The organism is Halioglobus sp. Uisw_031, assembly GCF_047729875.1.
Lineage (GTDB): Bacteria > Pseudomonadota > Gammaproteobacteria > Pseudomonadales > Halieaceae > Marimicrobium.
The window spans coordinates 405,747-424,046 of sequence record NZ_CP159826.1 but is presented as its reverse complement, the minus strand read 5'-3'; the positions used below and the strand labels follow the sequence as shown (position 1 = coordinate 424,046).

Genomic DNA, 18,300 nt, shown 5'->3' with positions numbered 1-18,300 from the left:
GATAATTTATTGCGTGCTACATGCTAACGTAAGTGTAAAAAACCTACTCCCCTTTGTACTCAAAAACGGCTCGTAGCAGGGTTTTGACAAGCTTAAGCTGATTCTTCAAGGCTTTGTCGCTGAACGGATCCTCCCCGAGTAGGTCCCGGTACATCGGCGCCATCGTGACGTAAGACATGACCAGATTATTAAAAGCCATTACCGCCCAGGGCTGTAACCCCGAGTTTTCGAATAAACTAATGTCCGCGCCCTCTATTTTTGCTCCCGACTGAAACATGGGGCGAAACAACCGATCAATCAATTGATTGGTATGAGGCCCGCCAGAAAGGGCTGCATGTTGCAGTAATCGAGCAAGGTTGGGGTTGGCATGGTGTAGACGAACGATGGTCTCCAGCCATTGGAAGACCCTCTCATTGGTCACGGGCCCACTGTCTAGTTCTGCCAGAGGTGCCGAGAAATCCGTAAGCAAACGCTCAAGTACCGCCTCATACAGGGCCTCCTTGTTCTTGAAATGGTTATACAGGCTGGGGGAGCGAATGCCTACGCGGTCTGCAACATCACCCAGCGAAGTTGCGCTGTAGCCTTTTTCGGCAAAGATGTCTTCCGCCGCATCGAGAATCCGATCCGAAGTGCCGCGGGGAGGGGCGGTCGCCACCACTGAATTATCCATTCGTAAACACGTCAGCCTCAACAATCGACAAATAATGACTAATAGGCGTTAGTATACCTCAGCTCGTAGTGGGCAAACCAGCATCACAGCAGTTGACAAGCGGATAGCGAATGTGAATAATCGCGCCTCTCAATTTTTTGACTCTCAATCGAGGTAATACACCGTGGCGAATTCACCACAAGCAAAAAAACGTGCCCGCCAGTCAGAAAAGCGTCGCACACATAACTCTAGTTTGCGGTCGCTTGTTCGCACCGTGATTAAAAAGGTCAACGCCGCCATCGGTAGCGGCGATCCTGCAGCAGCAAAATCAGCCTATGACCATGCCGTACCGGTCATCGACCGCTTAGCAGACAAGGGCATCATCCACAAAAACAAGGCAGCACGTCACAAAAGTCGTCTTAACGCGCAGGTTAAGGCGTTGACTGTATAGCGCTGCACACCTGCCAGATACAAAAAAGCCGGCTACTATGCCGGCTTTTTTGCGCCTCGATTATTTAACACCCACTGTCCCGCGGCTCAGCAGGGCGAATGCAACCACTCAGGCAGCGGAATCAACCCTCGCCTCTACCTCCTCATGCTTCTTAGCGAACGCAGCCAACATACTCTGCTCATACGACTGGGCTTCCTGCGTATCGAGTGGACGCTCCAGTACTGACCAATCGATATCACCATCAGTGGCTAAATTTTCGTAATCCAGGACACCTAAAGACTCGAATTTTGGGCGTATTTTCTCCGTCAGCAAGCCGATACGAGCGAGATTAGGAATGACACGCTGAAACAACAGATTGCGGAAGGTGGACATCACAAACCCTTCCAGCACTTTTTTGCGAGCCTCTTCCACATCCCAGCCAAAGTGACGAAATACGTCTGTAGCCACCAGGCGCTCGCGACTAATAGCACAGGCCTCATAAGCGAACTGGGCTCGCTCTTCGCGTTCTTCGTCGGTCAACGTCTTAACGAACTCTTCTAGGTAGTTGACCCCAAACGTCACGTGCCGCGCTTCATCCCGAGTGACGAGATACAACACATCCTTAAGAACCTCATCGGGTGTAGTTTCACGGGCTGTACCGAAAGCTGATAGCGCAAGACCTTCGATCACTATTTGCATGCCAATGAACTTCATATCCCAACGCTCATCGGTGAGGATTTTGTCAATAATGCTTTTCAGATGCGTATTGATCGGATAGGTCATTCCCACTCGCTGCCGCAGGTATTTATTGAACACCTCGACATGGCGCGCCTCATCAAAGGTTTGCGAGGCCGCGTAAAGCTTGGCGTTCAACGTGGGCGCACAGGAGCAAAGCTGCGAGGCTACCAACAGCGCCCCCTGCTCACCGTGCAGAAATTGGGACAGGCTCCAAGCGTTCATATGCAACCAGAACTCATCCTTCGTTTTTTCATCCATGGCCAGATAAGGCTCATAATCATGCAGGTTCATCATCTCTGGGGCCCGCTCTTCCGTGGGCCACGGACGGTCCCAGTCGATGTCCATCTCGGGGTCCCAGTTGAGCTGCTTGCCAAGATCATAGAGCTTCTTAATCCGATCATCCTGAACATCATAATCCCAATTATAAGAGCCACTCAGCGGAGTCTGAAAAATCTCGGCCACATGGTCAACATCGGCACTGGTCAGCAGGTCCTCCAGATCAGGGTTTTCACTGGGGTAATCGGCGCCTGCGTGGCGCTGGATTTTTCGGGGTGCCTCTTCGGTCCATTTAATTTGCATAGTCATCGCTCGTCTAGTTGGTTATTGATTTCAAGAATTTACTATGGGCCATAGCCAAAAATCGGACAAGGTAAAGTCTTGTCAAATAGCAGTCTTTTGTGGCCAAATAGCGGGATGCCTAATACCACCACACCCGCTCAGTACATCCTGATTCTTATCGACATGGCGGAGAGTCAGGGTTGCGCACGTGACAGCTTGCTCGCTGGCACCACGCTTGCAGAAAGTGGTATTTCCGGAATCGGTGCTCGCATCGATGATGCGGACTTCAACCAACTCGTCGCAAACGCCCAAAGGCTAACGGATAACCCCGCACTGGGGCTAAAACTGGGATTGCGTCTTAATCTGAGCGCTCACGCTATACTGGGTCAGGCCTTTATGACCTGCCGTGACCTGGCACAGGTTATGGATTTGCTGCTGAAGTACTACCACCTATTGGCATCAGGAATCCAGCTCGAACTCGAGACCATCGGCGAGCAGTGTGTCCTAACGCTGGTCAGCACGCCGAGCGATGTGTCGGTCGAGTTTGGGTATGAGCTTTTATACGGCGCCTTCGTTAACACACTGCGTGGTTTATTAAATGCACCTGATTTGTGTCTGCACATGGAGCTGCCTTATCCAGAGCCGGCTCACTCCAGCATCTATTACGAGGCCCTAGGAAACGAGGTTTACTTCAACTGCGTAAGAGGCGGTATTTTATTTCATCGCGACCTCCTCAGTACGCCCGTTCCTTCCTCCAACCCGGTATTGCGGAATCTTTATGAGGCGGAATGCGCCCGTTTGCTGGCAGATCTGGAAGAAGAAAAATCAGTGGCCGAGCAGACCCTGCGGTTATTACGCAAACTGGAGGGCCAGTATCCTCAGATGCCGCGAATCGCCACTATGCTCAATTTAAGCCCACGCACATACCGACGGCGCCTGGATGAAGAACAGCAGTCTTTTCAGCAATTGCTGGATCAGGTGCGCGTCGAACACGCTACCCGCTACCTGCAAAATACACGTCTGTCTTTATCCAGTATCGCCTATAAAATAGGCTTCAGTGATCCCTCAAACTTCCGCCGGGCCTATCTTAAATGGACAGGAATGACACCCGGAGAGGTTCGCAAAGACTAGTGTGACTGAAACCGTCCTGCGGACACATCATAAGACATGCCACAGCACTCTTGCGTCATCATGGCCTCCATCATGGCAGGATCCTCACTATACGCCACAGTGCGTTGGCCATCGGGCAAATCGAATACGGCCACAGCGCGCCAAGGATCCGATCCCTGATGCAGTACCGTATAGCCGGCAACGGAGCCCTTCCCTGTATAATTTGAAACCACCTCACACACATCACTCTGCTCACGCACCTGATCAGTAACATCTGCACAGCTCCATTCCCTGACTCCCGGATTGGCCGACCACAACGCACACGCCTGCTTGGTCAGCAAGCCACTTACCGTGGTCACTAGCCCGGTCTCTGCAGGGTTTTTACGCAACAACTGAGCCATTTTCACCGTAGCCTGCAAGGCAAAATTATTCAAAGGACCTCCACCGAAGGTCATCCCTCCGGTAACACTCACATCACGGTTTAAATTCAAGCCAAATTCTTCTAACTGCACACGAACCGCATAGGGGAAGCAGGAATAGAGCTCGCAAAAGCGAATATCATTAAAATCCACACCCGCCAACGTCATGGCGACCTGCCCCGCAACACGAAATCCTGGGCTGGCGCCGAGGTCCTTGCGACTGGCGACCACCGACATGTCATTCGATTCCGTAAACGCCTGTGGAAACACCCACTTGCTGCGCTCGATACCTAATGTCTCGGCGACGCCCGCAGAACACAATATAAGACCAGCCGCCTGATCAACATTCCACTGACTGTTATGCAATTTGGTGTAAGGAAAAGCCAGCATACGATTGGCAGCAGAATGCTCCCGAATATGGGACGCCGACACGACTTGGCCGGACCAGGCATCCGGATTATCTGCCGCTAGTTCACTCAACCTGGCATACATACTGGCTATCTGATCTCTGTGCTGGTCCACAGTCAAACCTTGCTTGTAGCGCAACGCGCTATCGAGGATAGCGTAGTAACCGACAGGCATACCCAAACCGCTGTCTGACTCCACAGATGACCACATCTCATCCTGGGGTTGCAAAGTGATGTCCGGCTCAGCACCGTTTTGTGGGGTTTCGAAAGCCTCAACACCGGCCTTGCCTGCACACAGAGCGCGGAACCTCGCCTCTCCACCGGCAACCAGTATCACGTCGGCGTCTCCATCCTTTATGCGCTGGCAGGCTCGGGTCAACAGGCTCTGTTGCAATATCCCAAATTCCGCCAGTAGCGTAGTGGCAGAGTGTGCGCCCAAAGAAGCGGCCAGCAAACGCCCTGGATCTGTGTAGCTCCAGAGACTTTTCGGCACCAGAATTTCATCTGCCAAACTCAGGAGCTGCATGCTGCCTGCGTCGACGGCGGCATTGCGCAAAGCCTGCTCCATCAGGGCTACCGGTTCCAGCGCACACTCATAATCCTCAATGTGCTGCTGAACAGCACCCACACCGACTAGGACCGGAGTAGTGACCCCGCACTCAGCCATGAATAAACTCGCCCGCGTACCAGTTCAGCATGCCGATTTTTTCTTCCAAAGGCTTATCGGCTTCCATTGCATACACATTGCGAAAACCGATAATGACGTCAGACACCCCAATGCTTTCGAGCTTTTCAATACCCTCAGGAGTGAAGGCATTCTGTCCGGTGGTATATACCCTAAAAGGCTTATCCGCCGTCCCGTATTCCTGACGCAGCTGATTAATGCGGCCGATATACGCCTCCAGCTCCTCAATATTCGCACCTGCACACATCCAGCCATCACCCACCCGCGCAGCGCGTTTCAAGGCTAGCTCTGTGTGTCCGCCAATCAGCAGCGGGGTTGGCTTGGTGGGCACTGGGTTCATCTTGTTGGCCGGCATATTGTGGATTTCGCCCACATAGCCGAAATACTCGCCGGTCTCTAGTCCGCGCAAAATATCGATTTGTTCATCTAATCGCTTCCCACGCTTTTCCCAGGGCACGCCACAGATCGCAAAATCCTCCTCCCACGGGCTAATCCCAATACCAAAATCAAAACGATTGCCGGACAACGACTGAATGCCCTGTACCTGTTTGGCCACAACGGGCGCCTGGCGCACGGCCAGTTTATAGACGAATGTCGCGAGTCGAATTTTCTCGGTAACAGCCGCCATTGCTGCAATCGCAATAAGACTTTCAATGAACGGCACGCTTTCCAGAAACTCCCTGCTGCCATCATTGTTATAGGGGTATTTAGAACTGGCCTCCTGGGGATAACAAATGCTATCGGGAATCGTAATGCCATCGAAACCCGCCTGTTCTGCCGCTCTGGCCAAAGGCAGATAATGGTCGGCCTCACACATGCCAATCTGATAACTGAATCTCATTGCCTAAATCCTCAAACAGTAAAAGGGAAGCCTATTGCTTGGCTCAAAAAACATACTGTAGCCGCTAATAGGGTCAAGGTCTCAGAGAGGGTGAAATTATTCATAGCTGGCCTCACATACTAAACCCTGCACCCGGTTGCTGGCGGGGCGAGAGTCGTAATGTCTGCTCTAGGCGCAAGGGTAGGACATGATGAGAGCATCGAAAATGAATCCTGCGGGGGATTAATGCCGTTGCTCCGGCTAATTTTGGGGATACTCGGTCACAGTGCAAACAGGCTGCCCAATAGGTGTTCCTTAAGCTGGGGAAACAGATCGAACAGGGCTAAACGGAGGACGCCTGTGATGTAAACATCTTGCCGAAACGGTCTTCGCTCTGGCATCCAGAGTGCTTTGGGTATTTACTTAGCCACTTTGCGGGAGCAACAGCATGCCTGAAACCCTTGATTCCACCGAAATACCGCCGAGCAGTGATGGAACACGGCGCTTCCTATTTGAGGACGCGGATATCCGTGGCGAAATCGTCCACCTCGACTCGGCGTATCGCGAAATAATCGCCATCCACCAGTATCCCTTAGCCGTGAGTCGTCTACTGGGCGAATTTCTGGCCGCCGCAGTGCTGTTGAGCACCAATCTCAAGTTCGAGGGGACATTGATTTTGCAGGTGCGATCAGAAGGCGAGATACCGCTGCTGATGGTGGAATGCGACCACCGCTTGCGCGTGCGCGGTATTGCCCGGGGAGCGAGCCAGGCTACTTCCGATAGCAATGATCAGCTGCTTAAGGACGGCCAACTAGCAATCACCATCGATCCGACCCATGGCCAGCGTTATCAGGGTATCGTCCCGCTCGAGCAAGGTTCGCTGTCCAACAGTCTGGATGGCTACTTTAAACGGTCCGAGCAATTGAACACCCGCGTCTGGCTGACAGCCGACGGGCACCAGGCAGCAGGCCTGCTATTACAGCAGCTGCCTGCACTCATCACCACTGACGATGACCAGCGAGCGCAACAGTGGGAGCACGTCTATTCACTGGCGTCCACTGTGACGGACTGTGAGCTACGCCAAGTTGAGAGTGAACAGTTGCTCTACCAACTCTACCATGAAGACCGCGTGCGCCTATTTGAACCTTCTGATGTCAGTTTTCACTGCAGCTGCTCCCGCGAGCGCACCCACAAGGCCTTACTCACTTTAAATCCCGCCGACATCGAAGAGTTATTAGAAGAACTAGGCAGCATCATCATGGACTGTGAATTTTGCAACCAGCACTACCAGTATACCCGCAGTGACCTCGCCAATATTTTAGGAGACGATGAGGCAAAAATCTTACACTGAGCGCCTGCTAGGCGGAATTCGCTGAAATTATGCCCGATATATTTCGCATAACGCGACGATTCTGACATAATCGGGCACCAGCTAGGGCCCGATAATTGGCGCAAAGGCTCGACCCGGCTAGCGCTGCATACTGACAGGACGAACAATGACTGTAGATACCCATACCGCCCAGGAGCACACCAACCTGGCACCTTCCAAGCTGATTGAAGCATCACTAAAGCGCGGAGAGGGAATATTGACCAATACCGGCGCTCTGCTGGTGACAACAGGAAGACGCACAGGCCGCTCACCTGCTGACCGATTTGTGGTCAAAGAACCCAGCACCGCAGACAGCATCGACTGGGGCAGCGTAAATCGGCCCTTCGACAGCGACAAGTTTGACGCTCTGTGGGATCGTGTGCAGTCACATTTGGAGGTTCGTGAGAAATTCATTACCCACCTTCATGTGGGCGAGCACAGCGATCACTACCTGCCCGTGAAAGTCACAACAGAAACCGCTTGGCAGGCTCTGTTTGGGCGCAATATGTTTATCCGCCCCAAGACCTATAATGCCGGCCGAAAGCCCGAATGGAATATTCTCAACGTCGCTAGTTTCGAGTGTGACCCTGAGCGCGATGGCACCAACTCCGATGGCGTTGTTATCATTAATTTCGCCCAGCGCAAGGTACTGCTTGCTGGCATGCGCTATGCCGGAGAAATGAAAAAATCCATGTTCTCGGTGCAAAATTTCTTATTACCTGAAAAAGATGTTATGCCCATGCACTGCAGTGCCAACGTGGGCGAAGATGGCGACACCACTCTATTCTTTGGTTTATCTGGAACGGGCAAAACCACACTCTCCGCCGACCCGGATCGCTACCTGATCGGTGATGACGAACACGGCTGGGCCAAGGGCTCAGTTTTCAACCTTGAAGGGGGTTGCTACGCCAAAACCATTGACTTGAGTCAAAAGAATGAGCCAGTGATTTGGGACGCTATCCGGTTTGGCGCCATTGTCGAAAATGTCGTCGTAGATGACAGCCGTCTTGCCGACTATTGCGACACAAACCTCACGGAGAATGGCCGCTGCTGTTACCCGCTGGAGCATGTCGAAAAACGCACTGACACCAACAGTGGCGGCGAGCCAAAGTGCGTGATCTTCCTGACATGTGATGTCTCCGGCGTGTTACCCCCGGTCTCAATATTGTCCAAGGAAGCCGCAGCATTCCACTTCCTCAGCGGCTATACCGCCAGAGTGGGCTCCACTGAACTAGGCGCTGAAGCGGGCATACACCCGACTTTTTCCACCTGCTTCGGTGCTCCATTCATGCCGCGACCGGCCAGTGACTACGCCGAATTGCTGATGAAGCGCATCGACGATTTCGATAGCCATGTCTATCTGGTGAATACCGGCTGGGCAGGTGGGTCAGGTGCTCCTGGCGGAACAGGGTCACGATTTCCCATCCCAGTTACCCGCGCAGTCGTTCAGGCTTGCCAGAGCGGTGTGTTGTTAAATGCCCCCACCGATCATTTGGACATTATCAACCTACATTTCCCAACCGAAATCCCGGGCGTCGACGCCAAATACGTCGACCCACGCAAAGGCTGGGGTAGTGCAGCGGTCTATGACGAACAGGCGAGCAAATTAGCCGCCCTGTTTGAGGAAAACATTAAGAAGTTTCAGGTGTCGCAGGACATCACCGCAGCAGGGCCCAAGTCCCGCCTATAATTCAGAAAATTGCAAAAGGCTCTCTGTTCGGTGACCCTTTATGCAAGGCACTGTTGTTTGGCCGCCTAGAGAGGCGACGACGCTAAACGTAAAAAAAATGACTTACATTAGTATGTTTATTCTAATTTTCTTCCGTATTCTGCTTCCCAACGGCTGGCAACGGCCATTAAATTTTTTTATCCCTCCCAAGGAGCTGAATCATGGCCGAAGCAAAGAAAACAGCAACGAAAGCCACTCGTAAGCCCGCTGCCAAGCGCAAGCCTGTTGCAAAGAGCAAGCCTGTCGCAAAACGTAAGTCTGTCGCCACAAAAAAACCGGCCGCCAAGCGCGCCACCGCAAAAAAATCTACACCGGATTTTGTTGCTAATGCCCAGGAAACTGGCCGCAATGTTTTTCTGGCTAGCCTTGGCTTCTATGGTAAGGCGTACGACCAAGCACAGGAACAGTTTGGCAGCTTGCAAAAAGAGCTGAAAGCGCGCCGTAAGAAAGCTGACAAAGCCTACATGGAGCTGGTCACGCGTGGCGCAAAGCTAGAGAAGGTGGCTAAAGTCGCTATTGACGACATTGATCTACCTAAACTGGAGCTGGAAAATCTAACTGACCGCAAAGCTCTGCAAACTCAACTGAAAAAAGCCAAAGCACGCTTTGAAGAATTGAAGGGATCTGTACGCTTCAAATCTGCTGCCTAAGCAGCACTCCATCCAGAACTGATTACCTCTGTCTATGAGGATTTTTTGGGGCCACTCTGTGGCCCCTTTTTTTTGTCTGTTAATCTGTTTTAATGGGCCGATTGAATACATTAACCTAGTAGCCCACCGTCAGTAGCTAAAAAGGCATATGACATGGATGATGAAAAGAGTAAGGTCACAGACAAAGCCAGTGAAATCGCCAAAAATATATGGCTCGCGGGTTTAGGTGCCTACGGCAAAGCCGTGGAGGACGCACAGGGAAGATTGGAAAAAGCACTCGAGCCACCAAAATTGTTTCGTGATCTGGTGAAAGCCGGCACCGCCCTGGAAGAGGATGCCAAGGGTAGCACCATCGCAGCCCGGCATTCGGTGGAAGAACGAATCAACCGAGTCCGCGAAAATTTTCATAATCAGCGACCAGCCCGCATCGAAGACTTGGCAGCCCTACACAAAAAAGTCGACCAGCTCACCAGGAAAGTAGACCGACTCAGCAAGGCGCTTGCAGAGCAGCGCAGCAATAGCACCTCCACAGGCAAGGCCGCTACCCGGACCAAAAAACCCGTCGCCACGGCATCTCCCGCTCGGGGAGGGGCCAGCAAAAAAAGCCCGCCTCGGGCCAAAGCCGCCGCAAAAAAACGTAAAGTCTGATGCCGACCTAGCATGAAAACAAGGGACCGTATTCTCCACACTAGCCTCGCGCTGTTTAATGAGGAGGGCGAGGCCGACACTACGACTATAGACATTGCCAATGAAATGGATATCAGCCCCGGCAATCTCTATTACCATTTCAAAGGTAAAGATCAGATCATTGCCGAGCTATTCCAGCAATACGAGCTGGGCATGAGTCATACTCTAACGGCTCCAATAGAACGCCCTCTAAGCACTGGGCGTGGGAGCGCGGAAGACAATTGGTACTATCTTTATGTCGTTATGGAGGAGATGTATCAATACCGTTTTTTGTACCACAATCTCGACAACATCCTGCAACGCTATTCCAGCATCAAGCGCGGTTTCAAGCGACTGATTCAATTGAAACGTGCTGCTCTTTATGCGATTTGTCAGGCACTCCTGCAACAGGACGTCATTGATGCTAGAGATCAGCAGTTGCTCGGACTGGTCGACAACATGACGTTGAATCTGACATTCTGGTTCAACTACGAAGCCCTGCTGCATGACAATCGCTCACCACAGGTCACTATTCACCAGGGCGTATTACAGCTGCTAACCATGGTCGCGCCCTATCTTGGTGATGATGAGCTCAGTTTTTACCGCGAGTGCGAAGACACTTATATCGAGATGCTGGCCGGGGACAATTAGGACGCTCTCTGGAGCAAGATGACGTCTGCCCCAATGATTTCCAAACTGGCATCATGATTCCGTGCCCACCAACGCCACGTGTCCACACTAAAAAAGCACACATGCGTGGGGTCATTTTTATAGTGCCAGCGGGCAAACGCAGTGCGATCAAGGACTAACTTGGTCATAACGCCCATCCAGCCACCCGGACGCAGCAACGACCATAAACGTTCCAGCTCCTGTGCGGGACGATGCAGGTGTTCGACCACCTCAGTGGCGCAAATAAAATCATACTCCGCATCCAGTGGGCCCTCATCGGGCACGAAGAAACTGTCGTAGAGAGACACCTCAAATCCAATGTCCCGCAACATATACGCCAGAGCCGGCCCCGGGCCGCAACCGAAGTCCAGGCCATGGGCGCCGGGGGATAGCCGCTCGACGAGGGGAGACATCAATCGCGACAGGAACTTTCGGTAACCAAGGTCGTCAATGTCATTTTGATGTAATTCATACTCAGCTTTCTCGGCACACCGGGACACATACTCGGCGGGCGGCACGAACACCAGCCCGCAGGTACTGCAACACAAATAGGAGCGGTTCCTGTCCCTAAAGTAAGACATTATTTCGACTCCCTTGCACAGGAGACAGTGTATTTCACCCAACATCTGGTACTATTCCTGCTCACTTTGGACACTATATTTCTACTGGAGCGTAACATGACTATTAAGACCGGAGACAAAATTCCCGCCTGCACAATGAAGACCATGGGCGAAAAAGGTCCAACAGACATCACCACTGACGAGATTTTCGCCGGCAAAAAAGTGCTGTTGTTCGCCGTGCCGGGAGCGTTCACGCCAGGCTGTAGTATCACTCACTTACCCGGGTACGTGGTAAACGCTGACAAGATCAAAGCCAAAGGCGTAGACACTATCGTCTGTATGTCAGTAAATGATGGCTTCGTAATGGGCGCCTGGGGTAAAGCCCAAAATGCAGAAGCACTGTTAATGCTGGCGGACGGCAACGGAGACTTTGCGGCAGCACTTGGCTTGGAATTGGATGGCAATGGATTTGGCATGGGTATGCGCAGCCAGCGCTTTGCCATGATTGTTGAGGACGGCGCCGTTAGCCATCTGAATGTAGAAGAGGGTGCGGGCGTAGACGTGAGCTCTGCCGAAACTATGATGGCCCTGCTCTAGCGTCTCTTCTAGCGGTGCCTCGGCTCACGTGAGCAACAGGTAGCATACGCTGCTGATAACCGCTGCCCCTAGAAGGTTGATAATAAAACCCTCTCGCGCCATTCGGGCAATGGTGATCTGTCCGGTGCCAAACACGACTGTGTTAGGCCCCGTAGCAACAGGCAACATGAAGGCACAACTGGCACTCATCGCTGCCGGCACCATGATTAATTCCGGCGAGATTCCCGCCGCCAGCGCCGCTGCTGCCAGTATCGGCATTAGCAGTGCGGTGCTGGCCGTATTGGACGTCCCTTCGGTCATAAAAGTCACCAATAGGCAAACAAGCGCCATCAGTAAGTACATAGGCATACTGATCATTTCCGTCAGCCACAGCCCGATCAAGTCACTCATCCCCGAACTCACAAACCCCTTTGCAAGACAAATACCGCCCGCAAACAACAACAATACGCCCCACGGAATGGTACTGGCGCGCTCCCAGCTCAACAGACGCTGGCCCTTACCGTCGGGCACAAGAAACAGAGCCACCACCGCGAGCAAAGCCACAGACGCATCGTTAGCCTGCGGCAAGTCCAACCATGCCTTCCAGCCACCAAAGGGTTCACTGCGCGTAATCCAGGCAAGAGCGGTCAAGCCAAACACCACCATTACGCGGCGCTCATGTGAACGCCAAGGCCCCACCTCAGGTAATTGTAACTCCAACGCACCCCTCAAATTGCGTGTCAATATCAGGGCCATGGCTGGCACCATCAATACAACGACCGGTAGCGCCCAACCCATCCACTGAGTAAAACTAATCACCTGCCCAGTCGTTTCCTGGTAGACCTGCATAAAGATCAGATTCGGGGGCGTACCTATGGGTGTTCCTAGGCCCCCAATATTCGCGGCATAAGCAATGCCGAGTAGCAGAGGAGGCGCGAGGCGCGACTTGTCGTCAACAGCGTCAAGCACTGCCAACGCAACAGGCAAGAGCATTAGCGCTGTGGCCGTGTTGGATATCCACATACTCAGCACGGCCGCCGCTGCCATAAAACCCATCACGAGCCGACGACCACTGCTAACCCCGAACAACGCCACCATACCCAGCGCTATGCGGCGATGCGCGCCAGAGTGTTCCATCGCCTTCGACAGTAAAAAGCCACCGAGCAGCAGCAAGATCAAGGGTGAGCCATAGGCTTCGCCGACTTCACTGGGACTCAGCACACCCAATAAAGGCAATATCGCTAGCGGCAATAGCGAGGTAACAGGTATAGGGACCGGCTCAAATATCCACCAGATGACACACAACACCGCGACAAATCCGACGATAGCCATATCCGAACCGTAGCCGGCGGACATACTGACGGCCGCAGCCACTGTTCCCAACACAGGTCCCACCCAAAGAGCCCACTGACCTATCGACGACAAATTCATCCCCTGAGTATGATATTAGCAACCATCCTGTCCCAGTCATCGGTTGGTGTAAACCCCACACTGGAGCAGTGCGCTGCAAAGCGCTACACTCGATGACATTATGAATGACCTTCCTCAGGTACTGATCGATCGCTTTCAGCGTCGGGTTGACTACGTCCGCCTCTCCGTCACCGATCGCTGCGACTTTCGCTGCGTCTACTGCATGGCGGAGGACATGACATTTACTCCAAAAGAACAGGTGCTAACGCTGGAAGAGATACAAGAGGTAGCGCGCGCCTTTGTTGAGCTCGGTGTTGGCAAGATACGCCTCACTGGGGGCGAACCCCTGATCCGCAACAATATTTTGGCGTTAATCGAACCCCTTGGGCAACTGCCCGGTCTTGACCAATTGGCGATAACAACCAATGGCTCGCAGCTACATCGTATGGCTTCAGATTTGCACGAACTTGGCGTGACTCGCATCAATATTAGTCTAGATAGTCTGCAACCCCGCAGATTTCGCCAACTCACACGACATGGCAACCTGAACCAGGTCATCGCGGGCATCGACGCGGCTATTGAAGCGGGCTTCGAGCAGATAAGGCTCAATGCAGTCATCCTCAAGGGTCGCAACGAGGATGAAGTACTTGATCTGGTCAATTTCGCCTATCAACGCAATATTGATATCGCTTTTATCGAAGAGATGCCATTGGGGCTAATTGATGAGCACGACCGCGCCTTGAGCTTCTGCAGCAGCGAGGCATTGCGCGACATTATTTCGAGACAGTACACACTGGAACCACTGGGTGACCCAGAAGACACCGCTGGCCCCGCTCGCTACTTCCGCACCACAGGCGGCCCAACGCGGATCGGCTTTATTTCCCCTCATAGTCATAACTTTTGCCATCTGTGTAATCGGGTGCGCGTGACCGCTGAAGGGCAGCTGCTGCTGTGCCTAGGCAATGAACACTCGGTCGACCTGCGCGGAGTAATCCGCGCGAAAGATTACACACTGGACACACTCAAGAGAACCATCATCAATGCTATGTCCATAAAGCCCGAAAGCCATCACTTCGACCTAGACGAGGCACCCGACATCGTTCGCTTTATGAATACAACCGGCGGATAAGCATGTTTTCTCTCAGCGAGTATCGCGTACAATAGCCGCTTGAGAATCGAGGTATTCCGTTGCACACACAACATTTTCCGCAGCTTGAGTCTGTTGAGCTCATTGAGCAGGGTTTTGAATCTTTCGGTTACATCTGTAGCCGTAAGATTGCGACAGCTGTCTTTTTGGCTTTTCAGTTACGTAAACCTATTCTGATTGAGGGCCCCCCGGGTGTAGGCAAGACAGAGCTGGCTAAAACGATTGCTCTGTTACTCGATACACCGCTAATTCGCCTGCAATGTTATGAAGGTTTGGATGAGGCCAAGGCACTCTACGAGTGGAAGTACGGGAAACAGTTACTGTACACACAGGTGCTGAAGGAAAAGCTCGGGGATTTATTGCAAGGGGCAACCGGCCTCGCTGAGTCCGTCGCGAAGTTGCATCAGTTTGGTGACATTTTCTACTCTGAGGAATTCCTGGAGCCACGCCCTTTACTCAAAGCCATGCAGCAGGAAAAAGGCGCCATTTTACTGATCGATGAAGTCGACAAATCTGATTATGAGTTCGAATCATTATTGCTGGAAATTTTGTCTGATTACCAGATATCTATTCCTGAAATTGGCACAGTAAAAGCTCGCACGACTCCCATGGTATTCCTAACCAGCAATAACACACGGGATATTTCCGATGCACTCAAACGGAGGTGCCTCCACTTGTATATTCCGTTCCCGACAGTGGAGCTCGAAGAGCGAATCATTCGCAGCCGCGTCCCGGACGTGAATGAACAGTTGCGTCACCAACTCGTGGGGTTTGTGCACTCGTTGCGACAGCTGGACCTAAAGAAAGCGCCGGCTATTTCAGAAACCATCGATTGGGCGCGCAGCCTAGTGCTGTTACATGCCAATCAGTTAGAAGAAGAGCTGGTCCGCAGCACGCTCAATGTCCTGTTGAAATATGAGGAAGATATCGAAGCCACGGATAGCGAATTGCGCAGCCTTTTGAGTACTAGCTCATCAGACACACGCACAGGATAATCATCAGCCGCTGAAAAAAACTTGGCTGACAATAACAGCACGGGGAATCAGGGACCATGCAGTCCAATCTTGTCGATTTTATTCAGGTCTTGCGCAGCCACGACATAAGAGTTTCTCCAGCAGAGACATTAGATGCCGTGGGGGTAACCACTACGCTGGGTTACTCCGATCGCAATCTGTTGCGCGACGGCCTGGCGATGACACTGGCGAAGACGCCCGCAGAAGAAGTGATCTTTCTGGACTGCTTCGATCGGTTTTTTCAACAGGACCTCGCTGATTTTTCCTCTTCGGACATGCCCAGCGACCAGGACGAAAACAAAGACCTAGACTCGACAGATGACACTGCCGCGCAGACAGAAGATTTTTCCGGCAGCCAACTCTCAGCACTGGAACTGGCTTCGGAAAAAAATCCGTCCCTAGAATCTCTGTTGCAGACCCCCTTAATGCAGAACCTGCTTAACAACAACCGTAATGAGCTAACCCTCGCGATTAATGCGGCGGCACAACGCGTAGACCTGCAGAAAATTCAAATGTTTACGCAAAAAGGCCAGTTCACTAGGCGAATACTCGATGCGATGGGTGAGGAGCAAGTTCGCAACGCAGTGATTGAACTGGAAAGAGCTGAGAGTCCAGCACTGGCCGTGCTCCAACGCTACCGCGATATCCTGCGGCAGCAGGTACGTGATTATGTGGAGCGAGAATATCTATTGCACGCCGAGGGTAAAACCCAGCAATTCATGGACGACATTCTGAGCAAAACGCGGCTAAACAATATCGAGCATATATACCTTCACAAGGTGCATGAGTTGATACGGAAGATGGCCAAAAAACTGGCCAGCCGCCATTCACACAAACGCAGGCGACTTAAACGCGGCCAACTGAATATGGCCAAGACTCTGCGCAAGGGCATCCCCAATGATGGCGTCATGTTCAATACCTTTTGGCGACAAGTAAAAAAGGAAAAGCCGCAGATATTGGCGATATGTGATGTCAGTGGTTCCGTCGCTGCCTACTCGAAATTTTTACTCCTGTTCCTCTACAGCCTGCAAGATATTCTACCAAAGGTACGCAGTTTTGCTTTTTCAAGCCACTTGGGCGAAGTGAGCACATATTTTGATGACTATCCTGTCGAGAAAGCCATCGAACTGGTTAACTGGAAATACGGCGGCGCCACGGATTACGGCAATAGCCTCATGGACTTCTCCAAACTGGCACTGGACGACATCAACAGTAATACGACAGTGATCATTCTCGGGGATGCCCGCAATAATAACGGCGATCCGAAACTGGAGATACTGCAAAGCATTTTCCAGCGCGCACGGCAGGTAATCTGGCTCAACCCCGAGTCACGCAGAGCCTGGGGTAGCGGTGATTCAGAAATGCTGCGTTACCAAAGCGCTTGTCATTTTAGCGCTGAGTGTAATAATCTTAAGCAACTCGAACGCATCGTCGATCAACTCCTAAAGAGCACTCGATAACCCTCATGACTTTCCACTGCAAAGATTGCAGCTATCGTGGAAAAAATAGCGGCCAACGTGGCGAGTGCCCGGCCTGCGGTTCATATAATATCGTTCAAGACTTTAATCCGATCAAGGAAAGATCGAAGTCTGGAAAATGGCGCCTAGTACTGCTCGTGTTGCTCTGGGGATATCTCATTACAGCAATTCTATGGAAGCTAAGCGAATGAAATTGTATACCCCAAGATTGCCAAGGAGACACTATGCCTGATGTTATGCTTCGGTTTGATATGCGCCAACCTGAAATCGCAAAAACATCACAGGCTGATCTCTACCAGGCTGCAATCGAAATGTGCGCATGGGGGGACAACAACAACATCGGCAGCGTGCACCTGTCAGAACATCATGGCTCCCCGGACGGCTACTGCCCCTCTCCATTGGTATTGGCCTCCGCGATCGCGACACGCACAAAAAGTATGCGCATTTTTATATCCGCGCTGATTGCCCCTTTACACGACCCCGTGCGATTAGCAGAGGACCTGGCGGTATTAGATATCATCAGTCGAGGTCGCGTTATACCTGTAGTCAGCGGAGGCTACCGAGAAGAAGAGTTTATTGCCGTCGGCAAAGACCTTAGCGTGCGTAAAAAGTACATGGATGACATCGGTCCCTTTCTTAAAAAAGCATGGAGTGGAGAGGCTTTTGAATACGAGGGTCGCGCTATTACTATTACGCCAAAACCCTTTAGCCAGCCTCGTCCAATGATCTTAATGGGGGGCAGCAGCAAGGCTGCTGCTCGGCGCGCTGCCCGCGATTCTGATTTCTTTATCCCTTCCGGACCCGAGATTTTCGAATACTACCGTGAAGCATTGAAAGCGCTAGGAAAGCCAGACCCCGGACCCATGCCAAGCGCTCCCTCCACGGTAACCTTTGTCTCAAAAGACCCCGACGCCTACTGGGAAATAATTGCTCCTCACGTACTACATGAAACGAACATGTATGCAGACTGGGCAGAAAAGGCGCAGGTTTTCAGCCCCTATAAGCACTTTGACAGTAGCGATGATTTGCGTAGCAGCAGAGCCTACAAAGTCTACCGCCCACAAGAGCTCATAGACGCGGCCCGAGATATGGTCGGAGCACAACCGATCATGTTTCACCCATTATGTGGTGGCATCCATCCAGATTTAGCATGGTCCAGCCTGCATCTGTTCATGGATGAAGTAATGCCAATCTTGCGCGAAGAAGGGGTCGCGTAA

At 52.1% G+C, this 18,300-nt stretch carries 18 protein-coding genes; 12 read left to right on the top strand and 6 right to left on the bottom strand.

Annotated elements, in window-relative coordinates:
• Nucleotides 1–43 precede the first annotated feature (43 nt).
• The gene (locus ABXT62_RS01900) at nucleotides 44–670 is read right to left on the bottom strand and encodes a TetR/AcrR family transcriptional regulator (protein WP_415356862.1); all 627 of its coding nucleotides are present in this window, start codon (nucleotides 668–670) and stop codon (nucleotides 44–46) included.
• A gap of 163 nt (nucleotides 671–833) precedes the next feature.
• On the opposite strand from ABXT62_RS01900, the gene rpsT reads away from it, so the two are divergent.
• Nucleotides 834–1,100 carry a 30S ribosomal protein S20 gene (gene rpsT, locus ABXT62_RS01895; protein ID WP_415356861.1) on the top strand — a complete coding sequence of 89 codons (267 nt, stop codon included), beginning with the start codon at nucleotides 834–836 and terminating at the stop codon, nucleotides 1,098–1,100.
• 108 nt (nucleotides 1,101–1,208) lie between these two features.
• Here the strand turns inward: rpsT and ABXT62_RS01890 are convergent, their stop codons facing one another.
• Nucleotides 1,209–2,396, bottom strand: a complete 1,188-nt coding sequence (locus ABXT62_RS01890) for a ferritin-like domain-containing protein (RefSeq protein ID WP_415356860.1) — start codon at nucleotides 2,394–2,396, stop codon at nucleotides 1,209–1,211.
• Between the two features lie 78 nt (nucleotides 2,397–2,474).
• On the opposite strand from ABXT62_RS01890, the gene ABXT62_RS01885 reads away from it, so the two are divergent.
• Nucleotides 2,475–3,506: an AraC family transcriptional regulator gene (locus ABXT62_RS01885; protein ID WP_415356859.1), complete on the top strand. Its 1,032-nt coding sequence runs from the start codon at nucleotides 2,475–2,477 to the stop codon at nucleotides 3,504–3,506.
• On the opposite strand, the gene ABXT62_RS01880 is transcribed toward ABXT62_RS01885, so the two are convergent.
• Nucleotides 3,503–4,978: a thiolase C-terminal domain-containing protein gene (locus tag ABXT62_RS01880; RefSeq protein WP_415356858.1), complete on the bottom strand. Its 1,476-nt coding sequence runs from the start codon at nucleotides 4,976–4,978 to the stop codon at nucleotides 3,503–3,505. The genes ABXT62_RS01885 and ABXT62_RS01880 overlap by 4 nt on opposite strands.
• Nucleotides 4,971–5,837 (bottom strand): TIGR03619 family F420-dependent LLM class oxidoreductase, encoded by an 867-nt coding sequence (locus ABXT62_RS01875; RefSeq protein ID WP_415356857.1) that lies wholly within the window; start codon nucleotides 5,835–5,837, stop codon nucleotides 4,971–4,973. Before ABXT62_RS01875 ends, ABXT62_RS01880 begins: the two co-directional genes overlap by 8 nt.
• Nucleotides 5,838–6,264: 427 nt before the next feature.
• On the opposite strand from ABXT62_RS01875, the gene hslO reads away from it, so the two are divergent.
• From hslO to ABXT62_RS01850, 5 genes are all read left to right on the top strand, one after another.
• Nucleotides 6,265–7,167, top strand: coding sequence for an Hsp33 family molecular chaperone HslO (hslO, locus tag ABXT62_RS01870; RefSeq protein WP_415356856.1), 903 nt, complete (start codon nucleotides 6,265–6,267; stop codon nucleotides 7,165–7,167).
• A gap of 145 nt (nucleotides 7,168–7,312) precedes the next feature.
• On the top strand, nucleotides 7,313–8,875 hold the full coding sequence (locus ABXT62_RS01865; RefSeq protein ID WP_415356855.1) for a phosphoenolpyruvate carboxykinase: 1,563 nt from the start codon (nucleotides 7,313–7,315) through the stop codon (nucleotides 8,873–8,875).
• A gap of 200 nt (nucleotides 8,876–9,075) precedes the next feature.
• Complete coding sequence (locus ABXT62_RS01860; protein ID WP_415356854.1) at nucleotides 9,076–9,564, top strand: hypothetical protein; 489 nt, start codon at nucleotides 9,076–9,078, stop codon at nucleotides 9,562–9,564.
• Nucleotides 9,565–9,717: 153 nt separating this feature from the next.
• Complete coding sequence (locus tag ABXT62_RS01855; RefSeq protein ID WP_415356853.1) at nucleotides 9,718–10,212, top strand: phasin family protein; 495 nt, start codon at nucleotides 9,718–9,720, stop codon at nucleotides 10,210–10,212.
• Between the two features lie 12 nt (nucleotides 10,213–10,224).
• Complete coding sequence (locus ABXT62_RS01850) at nucleotides 10,225–10,881, top strand: TetR/AcrR family transcriptional regulator (RefSeq protein ID WP_415356852.1); 657 nt, start codon at nucleotides 10,225–10,227, stop codon at nucleotides 10,879–10,881.
• On the opposite strand, the gene ABXT62_RS01845 is transcribed toward ABXT62_RS01850, so the two are convergent.
• A complete protein-coding gene (locus ABXT62_RS01845) occupies nucleotides 10,878–11,480 on the bottom strand; it encodes a class I SAM-dependent methyltransferase (protein WP_415356851.1) in 603 nt (200 codons plus the stop codon). The genes ABXT62_RS01850 and ABXT62_RS01845 overlap by 4 nt on opposite strands.
• A gap of 96 nt (nucleotides 11,481–11,576) precedes the next feature.
• Here ABXT62_RS01845 and ABXT62_RS01840 point away from each other — a divergent pair, with 96 nt between their 5' ends.
• Nucleotides 11,577–12,056: a peroxiredoxin gene (locus ABXT62_RS01840; protein WP_415356850.1), complete on the top strand. Its 480-nt coding sequence runs from the start codon at nucleotides 11,577–11,579 to the stop codon at nucleotides 12,054–12,056.
• 24 nt (nucleotides 12,057–12,080) lie between these two features.
• Here ABXT62_RS01840 and ABXT62_RS01835 read toward each other — a convergent pair whose 3' ends face one another.
• Entirely contained in the window at nucleotides 12,081–13,466 is a 1,386-nt protein-coding gene (locus tag ABXT62_RS01835; protein ID WP_415356849.1) for an SLC13 family permease, read from the bottom strand.
• A gap of 100 nt (nucleotides 13,467–13,566) precedes the next feature.
• Here ABXT62_RS01835 and moaA point away from each other — a divergent pair, with 100 nt between their 5' ends.
• The 4 genes from moaA (at nucleotide 13,567) to ABXT62_RS01815 (ending at nucleotide 18,300) form a co-directional block, all read left to right on the top strand.
• Nucleotides 13,567–14,574: a GTP 3',8-cyclase MoaA gene (gene moaA / locus ABXT62_RS01830; protein ID WP_415356848.1), complete on the top strand. Its 1,008-nt coding sequence runs from the start codon at nucleotides 13,567–13,569 to the stop codon at nucleotides 14,572–14,574.
• 59 nt (nucleotides 14,575–14,633) lie between these two features.
• On the top strand, nucleotides 14,634–15,587 hold the full coding sequence (locus tag ABXT62_RS01825) for an AAA family ATPase (RefSeq protein ID WP_415356847.1): 954 nt from the start codon (nucleotides 14,634–14,636) through the stop codon (nucleotides 15,585–15,587).
• Between the two features lie 56 nt (nucleotides 15,588–15,643).
• Nucleotides 15,644–17,065: a VWA domain-containing protein gene (locus ABXT62_RS01820; RefSeq protein ID WP_415356846.1), complete on the top strand. Its 1,422-nt coding sequence runs from the start codon at nucleotides 15,644–15,646 to the stop codon at nucleotides 17,063–17,065.
• 242 nt (nucleotides 17,066–17,307) lie between these two features.
• Nucleotides 17,308–18,300 (top strand): LLM class flavin-dependent oxidoreductase, encoded by a 993-nt coding sequence (locus tag ABXT62_RS01815; RefSeq protein WP_415356845.1) that lies wholly within the window; start codon nucleotides 17,308–17,310, stop codon nucleotides 18,298–18,300.